Origin of the sequence: Mycobacterium sp. pUA109 (assembly GCF_041287095.1) — a bacterium.
Lineage (GTDB): Bacteria > Actinomycetota > Actinomycetes > Mycobacteriales > Mycobacteriaceae > Mycobacterium.
In genome coordinates, this window is record NZ_JBGGKS010000027.1 from 66,155 (window position 1) to 76,576 (window position 10,422).

Consider the following 10,422-nt stretch of genomic DNA (forward strand, 5'->3'; position numbering starts at 1 on the left):
CATATAAAAGTAAGGGTACTTTGTCTCAGCGGTACGCTGGACCTCGTGGGGCACTACACCGGGCGGCTGGTCTGGGTGGTCAAACGCGCTGAACAGGCCACCCAGCAGGCCAAAGAGCAGGTGCTGCGGGAGTACAGCGTCACACCCGCTCAGCACGCCGCGTTGACAATCTTGAGCCTGCACGACGGCATCACCGCCGCCGAACTTGCGCGGCAATGCCAGGTCACCCCGCAGACCATGAACAGCACGGTCGGACGTTTGGAAGCCCGCGGATTGGTCGACCGCCGACCACATCCCGTACATCGCACCCTGATCGAGCTCCGGCTCACGGATCGGGGTCGAGAGCTGTTCGAGGTCGCCGACGCCCGCGTCGCCGACCTCGACACGGACCTCGCCGCCGAGTTCAGCGCCGCCGAACGCGACACGCTCAAAACACTGCTCACCCGACTCGCGGACGGCGCTCTGCAGGCCGCGGCGCGAAGTTCCGCGTCGAGCACCTGACCGCGCATGGTCACCTTGGACCGTCTGGTCAACGTGCTGGGCAGCTACGGCGTCCGGCTGCGGTTCTGCTCGGTGCCGCGCTCGACGGAACTGAGCAGCGTCGTCATGCACGAGGCCGCCGAGCGGGCCGTGGTCGGCGATGTCTTGATGGCCGTCGGCGCGCGCTCGGTCAAAGAGGCGGTGCGGTGGGCGGTGTCGGTGCGGGCCGTGGTGGTGCTGGTGCGCGGCGACGACGACACCACCCCGTTCGTCGGCGAAGGCGAGTCGATCGCCGTGATGGAAGTGGATCCGGCGGTGTCGTGGAGCGAACTGGCCGCCGTGGTCTACGGCCTGGTGCTCGAGGGCCGCGAAACCGAATCCGGTCGCGGCCCCACCGACCTGTTCGCGCTGGCCGACAGCCTCGCCGACGCCGTCGGCGGCGCGGTCACCATCGAAGACGAACTGTGCCGGGTGCTGGCCTATTCGCGGCGCCAACAGCACGCCGACCCGGCCCGCGCCGCCACCATCCTGAACCGGCAGACCGCCGAGCCGCTGCGTGCCCTGTTCGAAAAACGCGGTGTCTTCACGCATTTGGCGGTCTCGGACGAACCGCTGTTCGTCGCCGCCGACGACGAGCATGGGTTGACCGGCCGGATGGTGGTGGCGGTGCGGGCCGGTCGTGAGCTGCTCGGCGCGGTGTGGGTGGCCTGCCCGACGCCGTTGACCGGGGCCCCGCTGTCGGCGCTGGCCGACGGCGCGCGCACCGTCACGTTGCATGTGTTGCGGTCACGGGCGAGCGCGGACCTGGAACGTCAAGTGGAGTCGGAGTGGGTGATCCGGCTGCTGGATGGCGCCGCCGACGCGGCCACGCTGGCCGGCAGGCTGGGCTTGCCGCGGGCACCGCTGCGGGTGATCGCCGTCCACGCGCATATCGCGGCCGAGTCGCACGCCGCGCTGCTGTTGGCGTTCGAAAGCGTCACCACCGGGTTCGGCTGGTCGCGGCCGGGGCGCAGCGCACTGGCCGCCAACACCGTCTACACGCTGCTGCCGGCCGAAGACGCCGCGCAGGCGCGCCGCTGGCTGTCCGGGTTGCAGGCGGCGTTACCGAACCGGGCCACGGTGCGTGCCGGGATCAGCGCGGTCGCCTCGGCCGAGGAGCTGGCGGCGGCTCGGCGGGAGGCCGACGAATGCCTGGCGCTGCATGAGGTCAGCCCGGCCACCACCGCGGCGCCGGTCTACGACGAGTCCTGGGATGACATCCTGCTGCAGCGGCTGCGCACGGCGGCGCGGTCCGGGCGGGTGCCGGCCCGGGGACCGGTCGCCGAGTTGCGCCGCCACGACGCGGAGCACGCCACCCAGTATGTGGCCACGCTGCGGGCCTGGCTGGCCGCGCAAGGTGACCTGGCGGAGGCGGGGGAGCGGCTGGGCGTGCACGAGAACACCATGCGCTACCGGCTGCGCCGAATGGCCGAGGTGACCAACCTGGGCCTCGACGACGCGCGCAAGCGGTTCGCGATGATGATCGAACTGGCCGCCACCGACGGTATGTCGGATGTCGACAAACACTGAGTCCGTCGTTGTCGGATCCGGGCAAACGGCGGACCGGCTCACGCCAGGACCATGGAGCCATGGTTGGCGTCAATCGCATCGACGGTCCGCCGCGATCGGCGATCGTGGTGGGTGCCGGCATCGTGGGCCTGTCGACGGCCTGGTTTCTGCAGGAGCGCGGCGTCAAGGTCACCGTGGTCGACCGCACCGGCGTCGCGGCGGGCTCGTCCTGGGGCAACGCCGGCTGGATCGCGCCGGCGCTGGCGATCCCGCTCAACGAGGCCGGCACGTTACGGTTCGGTCTGCGATCGCTGCTGAGCTCGGCTGCGCCGCTGCGCATTCCGCTGACCGCCGACGTGGCGGTGTGGCGCTTCTTAGCGCGGTTCGCGGCCAATTCGCGCCGGTCCGCCTGGCGCCGCGCGGTGCGGGCCAACCTGCCGCTGAACGCCGAGTGCATCGAAGCCTACGACGTGCTGGTCGCCAACGGGGTGGACGCCCCGGTCACCGACGCGCCGATCACCGCGGTGTTCCGCAACTCCCAGCACGCCCAACACCTGCTCGATGAGCTGCGACGGTTCTCCGACGCCGGACAGCCGGTCTCGACCACCGAGTTGACCGGGGCGGCGCTGCGCGAACAAGTGCCGTTGGCGTCGAGCGCGGTGGCCGCCGGCGTCCGGATCAACGGGCAGCGCTTTCTCGATCCCGGTCGTTTCGTGGCCGCCCTGGGCGCCGCGGTGACCGAACGCGGCGCCGAGCTGGTGATCGGCGACGTCACCGATGTGCAGCCCGGCCCGCGGGGCATCACCATTCGGTCGCGCAGCGGGGAGTCATTAGCCGCACCGGTGGCGGTGCTCGCGACCGGCGCCTGGTTGTCCCGGCTGGTCGGCCGGTGGATCCGGGTGCCGGTGCAGGCCGGGCGCGGCTACTCATTCACCGTCCCGGTGGACGGCCCGGTGCCGTGCCCGATCTACTTGCCCACCGCCAAGGTGGCCTGCACGCCGTTGAACGGGAAACTGCGGGTGGCCGGCACCATGGAGTTGCGGTCTCCGGACGCCCCGGCCTCGCCGACTCGAGCCGACGCCATCATGGCCGCGGCGCGGCCGCTGCTGGAGGGCGTGCGCTGGCGGGACCGCGACGAGGTCTGGGTGGGGCCGCGTCCGGTCACCCCGGATGGCCGTCCGCTGGTGGGTGAGGTGGCCGCCCCGGGCGTGTACGTCGCCGGCGGGCACGGCATGTGGGGGATGACCCACGGCCCGGCGACCGGGCGGATGCTGGCCGAGCTGATCACCACCGGCAAACAACCCGCCGCCCTGCAGGCGCTCGATCCGCTGCGCTAAGCACCCCCGCTTCGGCAAAACCTGCTCTGTAGTCCCGTAAAGGAGATGTCTCATGACCAGTTCGGAACGCGTCTGGATCACGCCGCAGACCCGAGATCGGCTGCAGGCCGAGCTGGCGGCGCTGGCGGAACCGCACACCGAGGACGAGACGGTGGATCTCGACGAACGCCAGGCCCGGCAAGCCCGGATTCACCAGATCCACGATCTGCTCAACGGGGCCGTGGTCGGTGAGGATCCGCCCGATGACGGTGTCGCCGAACCGGGCATGGTGCTCACCGTCCGCTACGACGTGACCGGGGAGACCGAGACCTTCCTGCTGGGCGCCCGCGGCGTCGAGCACGCGGATCTGGAGGTCTATTCCACCCAGTCCCCGCTGGGGACCGCGATCATCGGCGCCTGCCGCGGTGAGCAGCGCAGCTACCGGGTGCCCAGCGGGGCGACGGTCTCGGTCACCCTGCTGGATGCGGTGCCGTACGGGATGCACACCAGCGGTCACCCCGCCTGATCGGCGGTGGATCGTTATCCGGGAAGGCTGTCCCACTCTTCGTCGGCCACATCGGGAATGCCGTGATAGGCGATCACCGCGGTGCCCGGCTGCGCCACCCCGCCGAACACGTTGAGGCAGGGGCCCAGCGGGCTGGTGATCTTGCCGTTGGCCTCGTGATTCCACCGCTGATTGTCGGTATTGGTCTGACACGACGCCAGGACCACCGGGGTGTTATCCGCTGCGGTGCTGATGCTCAGGCACTGTCCGGGAAAGCCCACGCTCTCGATCTGACCGGCCGGGTTGAACGTCCACAACTGGGACTTCGCCCCGGTGCAGGCGTTGACCACCGTGGCAGCGTTGCTCCCGTTCGGGCCGTCCAGACACCAATTGCCCAAGTGGCTCCGCAGCTGGACCGGGTCGGCGGCATTGGCCGTCCCGGCGCTGAGCAACGCGACCCCGAGCGCTGCGCCACCGGCGGCAAGGGCGCCTAGCAAACGCGGTTTGTGCATGTCAGCTCCCTTCTCTTAGGAGATCATCGACCCGTCCCGTTTGGCGCACAACCATTTCAGCTCCTACGGTCGCGGCAATTCACCCCTGGCGCCCCGGCCGGGCCCGCTGTGACCAGCGGTTTTGAACGCGGGATGGCAGTGGTGTAACTTCGATGGGCACGACTTCGCGGGGCTATGGCGCAGCTGGTAGCGCACCACACTGGCAGTGTGGGGGTCAGGGGTTCGAGTCCCCTTAGCTCCACTGGAAAACCGCAGGTCAGAGCCGGTGTTCCTACCGGGTCTGACCTGTTCTCGGGGCCCAGTCGCCCAGCGATGTCCCGAGGGGGCTGCTAACCCGTTCGGTTTCGGTGGTGCCGTCGACCCCTTAGGTCACGCCATATCCGGACTGTCCCGCGATGGGTTACCTGGCTATCTTGGCGCGGAAGGGTCCGCCGACGCTGTTGAACAGCAGATCGCCATTGGGTAGCCCTTCGATCAAGGCGTACGCCCCGTTGCCGAGGTTGGATTGGCCGAAGATGGTGCGGTGCACCGTCTCTCCGGTGTTCCAGTCCAGGCCGGTGACCTCCCAGCCGTCCGCGGTGGTGTAACCGTTGACGAAGACGATGTTGGTTTGGCTGGAGACCGCGGGAACCATCGACGTGGAGACGACGTCTCCGCGCTCCCACGTCGAGGTCCACTTGTGTCCCTCGGAATCCCATTCGAAGCGCTGCATGCCGTGCGGCGGCGGGTCTACCGGGCCGTTGGCCAGCACGTCGACCAGGCGGTCCGGGGTGCCGCCTGCGCCAATATTTTGGACGACGAAGGCGCCGTATCCGTTCACCACGACGGACTGCTCGCTCTGAATGAACTCCGGCAGGGGGTCCTTCAGCCCCGCGGTGACTTTGATCTGGTCGGCGATGCGGTTCGACTTGGTGCCGGGTCGCTGCTGGAAGCCTTCGGGGATCTTGTTGCGCCAGAATGCGACCAGGTTCATCCGGTCTGCACCGTCGGTGAGAACCACCAACTGGTCGTCGTCCTTGCCGAACCCCATCAGGGTGGGGGTTGCTCCTGTCCCGGTGCCGAACTTCACCGCCGGTGGTTGCCGTCCGACGTCGTACGGCGAGGACCAGGCCCCGTCGGATTCGTTGGTGGACAGTGTCGTACCGGTCCATATGATCTTGCGCATGAGCTTGTCGGAGGCGACGTAGATGCCGTTGGCGTCGTCGACGGCCATCGAATTGGAGACGGTTTCGTCGTCGCCGAACTTGATCTGCGGGACGGGCGGCCCGGACAGGTCGCGGCGCAGCACCGCCAGCGACCGGTTCGTGAGCACGAGAAGATGCCCGTCATAGGTCATGGCCACCCCGACGATGGTCTCCAGGTGACCGAACGTGGTCATCGCGTGTCCGAGGTACGGTTTGAAGTCGTACTGGGTGTCGATCTCGATACCCGCGGCGGGGTTTCTCTCGTCCTTGAGACGGTATTTGATGATCTGCGCGTTCTGGGTCACGTAGTAGACGCGGTTGTCCTTGTCGACCAGGCTGTAGACACCGTTGCTAATCCGCCGCCAGTCCACGCCGCGCCAGTGGTCGCGGATCAACGCCTGGATCTGATCGGTATCGATGAATTTCTGGTTCAGCACCGCATCCAGGTCCTGTGACGAAATCGCTGGTATGCCCGGTGTCTCGTACGACGCAACCTCCTTGAATCCACCGTCGGAGACATCGACGTAACGTACTCCCGATGACGAGGACACCCAGCGATAGTTCGGGTTAGTCGCGGCCAGCTTCATGATGTTGACCGGGCCGCCGACCACCCGGGGCATCGCCGACGGGTCGATGTGGAACGTGCCCCGCGGAATCGGGTCGGTGAAACTGTCCGACTGCGACGAGTCCAGATGGGTGATACCGTACTTCGCCGCTGACAGGAATGGATTGGGCTTGGGCGCCGGCACCGCGTCGGGGCGGTTAGGGGCCGTGCCGCTGCACCCGGTCATTCCGAACACCGCCACCGGACACAGCGCCAGGAGGCATAACCTTGCAGAAAACCGTTTGATGCCGAGCATGTGTTCACAGTCCTCCTCAGGTTCATATTGGCAGACGGGAAGCCCTGCGGGCGCACAATGCCATCACGCCAAATTCGTGCCGGCGGCGTACGTAATCGACGCACCGTGTCGGACGCGATTTCGTGCGGCCGGAGTTAGGCCCGGTGCAACTCGAACAGCGGAATCACCCGGCTGGTCTTGGCCTGAGACTTGGCGAAACCCGGCGCTACGGCGGTGACCTTCGGGTACAGCTCGTCGCGTTCGTTGGACGGCAGTTCGCGAGCTGTCACGTCGAACGCGTCGGTCCCGACCTCGACGTGCGCCTGCGGGTTGGCCCGCAGATTGTGCACCCAGGCCGGACTGACCGGGGCGCCATGGAAGGACCCGATGATGATCAGCTTGCCGTCGATGCGGAAATAGGCCAGCGGCGACACCCGGCGTTGGCCAGACTTGGCGCCCGTCGTCGTGAGCAGCAGCAAGTTCGCATTGGCGAATTGGCCACCGACTTTGCCGTCGTTGGCCCGGAACTCGTCGACGATGTTGTTGTTGAACGCATTCAGCGTTTCCGGTCCGTTTTTGAGCAGGTCGTCGATGGCGTCAGGGGTTTCGGTCATGCTCGGTCAACCCGTGTGGGCTTGGCGTCTATTCCGGACTCCTCGCGCTGCCGGGCTGATGACGGCGATGACGGCTCGCCTTCGGCGCCGGAGTCGTCGTCGTTGGCGAGGTGGTGCAGGACGCGTTCGTTGAGGGCGGCGAGCATGTCGAGTTCGGCCGGGCTGAGCAGGTCGATGAAGTTCCGGCGGACGTCCGCCACGTGCCTGGGCGCCGCCTTCTCGATGGCGGCGCGGCCCGCCGGCAGCAGGCAGACCATGGTGCTGCGGGCGTCGTCGGGGTTGGGCTCGCGGCAGATCAGCCCGTCCTTCTGCATGCGGCGCACCTGGTGGGAGACACGGCTTTTCTCCCAGCCCAGTGCGTTGCACAGGTCGCGGGCGGGCATGCGATCTTCGTCGTGACCCGAGAGCACCGCCAGGATCTGGTAGTCGGCCCCGGACAGGCCCGATTCCTGCAGTCCACGGTGCAGGTGCAGGTCGAGTTGATGGTGCGCGTGCTGGAAGGCCCGCCAGGCGCGGTCTTCACGCGGGTTCAGCCAGTTCGGTTCCATCAGCCGCCATGCTACCCGATTGGTTGACGCGTCACCTAAATTGATCTAAGGTTGATCCATCAACCTTTTGGATCATTGACTCAAGACAGGACAACCTCATGAGCAGCATCAGCATCATCGGAACCGGGAACATGGCCCGCGCCATCGGCGCGCTGGCGGTAGCGGGCGGCAACACCGTCGAGGTCATCGGCCGCGATCAGGCCAAGGCCGCTGACCTCGCCAGGGCTCTCGGCGGCGGTGCCACGACGGGGGAGTTCGGCGCCGTTCCGGCCGGGGACATCGTCATCGTGGCGCTGTTGTACGCCAATGTCGTTCCGGTCGTCACCCAGTATGGAGACGCCCTGGCGGGCAAGGTCATCGTCGAGATCAGCAACCCCTTCAATGCCGCGGCCGACGGGCTCGCCATCCCCGATGACACCTCGATCGCACAGGAAGTCGCCAAGGCTGCCCCGGCCAGCGCCAGTGTGGTGAAGGCCTTCAACACCATCTTCGGTGTGGTCCTGGCCCAGGGCCGGCCGCTCGACGTCTTCATCGCCGGCGACGACGCGCGCGCCAAGGCGGGCGTGGCGGAGTTCATCGAGAGCCTCAAGCTACGCCCGCTGGACGTCGGCGACCTGAACATGGCGCACTGGCTGGAAGGAACGGGCCTGATCATGATGGGCCTCGCCCGCCACGGGGTGGGGAACTTCGACTTCGCCCTCGGCGCCGCCGTTCCCGGCTGAGCCGCACAACCCGGGTCTAAGCCGTGAATGAACGGGGCGGCATCCGCCCTAAAAATGGTTGATCGATCATTGAAAGGACTCTCGCGATGAAGCTTGGTTTCGCAATTCCCTTTGTCGGACCCGCTGTCAGCACCGCCACTGGTCTGAGCGCGTTCTGCCGCGGGCTCGAGGACCTTGGCTACGACACGCTGTGGGTCGGCGATCGCCTGGTCACCCCGGTGAAAATGCACAGCGTCTATCCGGGCAAAGAGCAGCCGTACCCGCCGCAGATGACCCGCTACCTCGATCCGGTGCTGCTGTGGACCGTCGCCGCGACGGCGACCAACCGGATGCGGCTGAACTCCAGCACGCTCAGCACGTTCTACTACGAGCCGGTGCACCTGGCCCGGCTGTTGACCACGCTCGACGTGCTCAGCGACGGCCGCCTTGACGTTGGCGTGGGAATCGGGTGGATGAAGGACGAACACGACATCGCCCGTGGCGCGGACTGGCACCGGCGCGGGCGGATGCTCGATGACCTGCTGGCGTTCCTGCACGAGTGGTGGACGACCACCCCGGTGTCCTGGGACAGCGAGTTCTTCTCGCTGCCGCCGGTGCATGCCGACCTGCGCCCGGTCCAGGCCGGCGGTCCGCCCATCTGGATCGGCGGTGCCAGCGAGGCCGCGATGCGCCGGGTCGGCCGCAGCGGCACCGGCTGGCTCGGGGTCGAGGGGCTGCAGGACGAGGTCACCGACCACTTGTGGTCGATTGCGCGCCGTGCGGCGCAGGACGCCGGCCGCGATCCCGACGTGCTGAAGACGGCCATGCGGCTCAACCTTGAAGCGGGCACGTCGGTCGACTCGGTCGCCGACAGACTCAAGCGCCTCGCCGGGTCCGGTGCCGACGAGGCCATCATCGATGCCTTCGCAATGTTCCCCAGCCTGGAGGCAACGCTCGACTTCGCCAGCCAGGTAATCGCACGCACCGGACGGTTGTGACCGCATGGGAAAGCTTGATGGCAAGGTAGCGGTGATCACCGGTGGATCACCACGGCAGTCTGACCGCGCACCGCGCTTGAGCGGAGCAGCACCCCCTGGGTTTCTCGCAGGTTTGAGGACCAAAGCCGGCCGCGTGAGGACCAACGACCCTGGGGCAGGAGCGGTTCTCCCGGCTAGCGTAAAGCCCAGCGAGTTAATGGTTTACCGAGCATCAGGGGTTCGCCATGGGCGACATGTATTTTGGCCCTTCGGTCGTGGTCGGCGTCGACGGATCCAAGGCGGCGGTACGCGCGGCGGTGTGGGCCATCGACGAGGCGGTGAGCCGGGATATTCCGCTGCGGCTGGTGTCCGTCATCGATCCGCGCGACCTTTGCGGCGCGGACGCCGACCGCATCCACTTCGGCGCCGCGCGGACCGCGTTGCACGAGGCGCGGTGTGCCGTCGAGGCCACCGGTGCCCAGGTCAAGATAGAAACCGACGTGGTCACCGGGAACCCCGCCGCCAAGCTGGCCGAGGAATCGCGGTGCGCGTCGCTGGTCTGTGTGGGGGCAATCGGCGTTAAACACGCCTGCCACGGGCTGGGTTCGGTGGCGGCGGCCCTGGTCGAGTTGGCCTGCTGCCCGGTGGCCGTGATCGATCAGGCGGCGCACCGGCCGCGGACACCGGACACCGCCGCGATCGTGGTGGAAGCCGACAACGGTGTGGTGCTGCGGCATGCCTTCGAGGAAGCGCGATTGCGCAGTGCGCCACTGCGGATCGTCGCTTGCCGGCGCGCCGGGAGCCCGGAAGACGACACCAGCCGATTGCTGCACGCACACCTGAATCGTCGGATTGCGCCGTGGGTCCGGCTGTATCCCGAGGTGCCGGTGCAGACCGTCGCCGTATCCGGCAGTGTGTGTCGGTATCTGGCCGCCCACGCGGAGTCCGTCCAGCTTTTCGTTACTGGCCCCCGCGGTCACCGCTGCGACATCGGTCGGCCCGATCTGGTCGACTGTTCGCTCCTCGCCGTGCCCGGCAGCCGCTTGTAGGCAACCCTGGTTCCCTCGGCCCATTGACTCTGCGGCTACGGCGCAAAAGTCCGAGTGGACTACGCCGTGAGCGCAGAGTCATCCCTGAAGGGGTGGGGTGTTGTCAAGTGGGGTGTGCTGGTGTTTTGTCGGTTTTCGGGGTCTGTGTG

The 10,422-nt window shown here is 67.6% G+C and carries 11 protein-coding genes and 1 tRNA gene; 8 read left to right on the forward strand and 4 right to left on the reverse strand.

Going from position 1 to position 10,422, the window contains the following annotated elements; all coding sequences use genetic code 11:
* Nucleotides 1-45 precede the first annotated feature (45 nt).
* From ACAG26_RS24530 to ACAG26_RS24545, 4 genes are read left to right on the forward strand one after another with little or no spacing between them, the layout of a single operon-like run.
* Nucleotides 46-501 (forward strand): MarR family winged helix-turn-helix transcriptional regulator, encoded by a 456-nt coding sequence (locus ACAG26_RS24530; RefSeq protein ID WP_370485683.1) that lies wholly within the window; start codon nucleotides 46-48, stop codon nucleotides 499-501.
* Between the two features lie 6 nt (nucleotides 502-507).
* Complete coding sequence (locus ACAG26_RS24535; protein WP_370485684.1) at nucleotides 508-2,049, forward strand: PucR family transcriptional regulator; 1,542 nt, start codon at nucleotides 508-510, stop codon at nucleotides 2,047-2,049.
* Nucleotides 2,050-2,108: 59 nt separating this feature from the next.
* Nucleotides 2,109-3,365: an NAD(P)/FAD-dependent oxidoreductase gene (locus ACAG26_RS24540; RefSeq protein ID WP_370485685.1), complete on the forward strand. Its 1,257-nt coding sequence runs from the start codon at nucleotides 2,109-2,111 to the stop codon at nucleotides 3,363-3,365.
* Between the two features lie 52 nt (nucleotides 3,366-3,417).
* Nucleotides 3,418-3,870 carry a GreA/GreB family elongation factor gene (locus tag ACAG26_RS24545; RefSeq protein WP_370485686.1) on the forward strand — a complete coding sequence of 151 codons (453 nt, stop codon included), beginning with the start codon at nucleotides 3,418-3,420 and terminating at the stop codon, nucleotides 3,868-3,870.
* A 14-nt stretch (nucleotides 3,871-3,884) separates the two neighbouring features.
* Here ACAG26_RS24545 and ACAG26_RS24550 read toward each other — a convergent pair whose 3' ends face one another.
* Nucleotides 3,885-4,361 carry a ricin-type beta-trefoil lectin domain protein gene (locus tag ACAG26_RS24550; protein ID WP_370485687.1) on the reverse strand — a complete coding sequence of 159 codons (477 nt, stop codon included), beginning with the start codon at nucleotides 4,359-4,361 and terminating at the stop codon, nucleotides 3,885-3,887.
* 168 nt (nucleotides 4,362-4,529) lie between these two features.
* On the opposite strand from ACAG26_RS24550, the gene ACAG26_RS24555 reads away from it, so the two are divergent.
* Nucleotides 4,530-4,602 (forward strand) — tRNA-Ala (locus ACAG26_RS24555).
* 159 nt (nucleotides 4,603-4,761) lie between these two features.
* Here the strand turns inward: ACAG26_RS24555 and ACAG26_RS24560 are convergent.
* From ACAG26_RS24560 to ACAG26_RS24570, 3 genes are all read right to left on the reverse strand, one after another.
* Nucleotides 4,762-6,336: a hypothetical protein gene (locus ACAG26_RS24560; protein WP_370485688.1), complete on the reverse strand. Its 1,575-nt coding sequence runs from the start codon at nucleotides 6,334-6,336 to the stop codon at nucleotides 4,762-4,764.
* 203 nt (nucleotides 6,337-6,539) lie between these two features.
* Nucleotides 6,540-6,998 (reverse strand): nitroreductase family deazaflavin-dependent oxidoreductase, encoded by a 459-nt coding sequence (locus tag ACAG26_RS24565; RefSeq protein ID WP_370485689.1) that lies wholly within the window; start codon nucleotides 6,996-6,998, stop codon nucleotides 6,540-6,542.
* Complete coding sequence (locus ACAG26_RS24570; protein WP_370485690.1) at nucleotides 6,995-7,546, reverse strand: MarR family winged helix-turn-helix transcriptional regulator; 552 nt, start codon at nucleotides 7,544-7,546, stop codon at nucleotides 6,995-6,997. Before ACAG26_RS24570 ends, ACAG26_RS24565 begins: the two co-directional genes overlap by 4 nt.
* Nucleotides 7,547-7,644: 98 nt before the next feature.
* On the opposite strand from ACAG26_RS24570, the gene ACAG26_RS24575 reads away from it, so the two are divergent.
* From ACAG26_RS24575 to ACAG26_RS24585, 3 genes are all read left to right on the forward strand, one after another.
* Nucleotides 7,645-8,268, forward strand: a complete 624-nt coding sequence (locus ACAG26_RS24575) for an NADPH-dependent F420 reductase (RefSeq protein ID WP_370485691.1) — start codon at nucleotides 7,645-7,647, stop codon at nucleotides 8,266-8,268.
* A gap of 86 nt (nucleotides 8,269-8,354) precedes the next feature.
* Nucleotides 8,355-9,245, forward strand: coding sequence for a TIGR03619 family F420-dependent LLM class oxidoreductase (locus ACAG26_RS24580; RefSeq protein WP_370485692.1), 891 nt, complete (start codon nucleotides 8,355-8,357; stop codon nucleotides 9,243-9,245).
* A gap of 224 nt (nucleotides 9,246-9,469) precedes the next feature.
* Nucleotides 9,470-10,273: a universal stress protein gene (locus ACAG26_RS24585; protein WP_370485693.1), complete on the forward strand. Its 804-nt coding sequence runs from the start codon at nucleotides 9,470-9,472 to the stop codon at nucleotides 10,271-10,273.
* The last annotated feature ends 149 nt before the right edge of the window (nucleotides 10,274-10,422 follow it).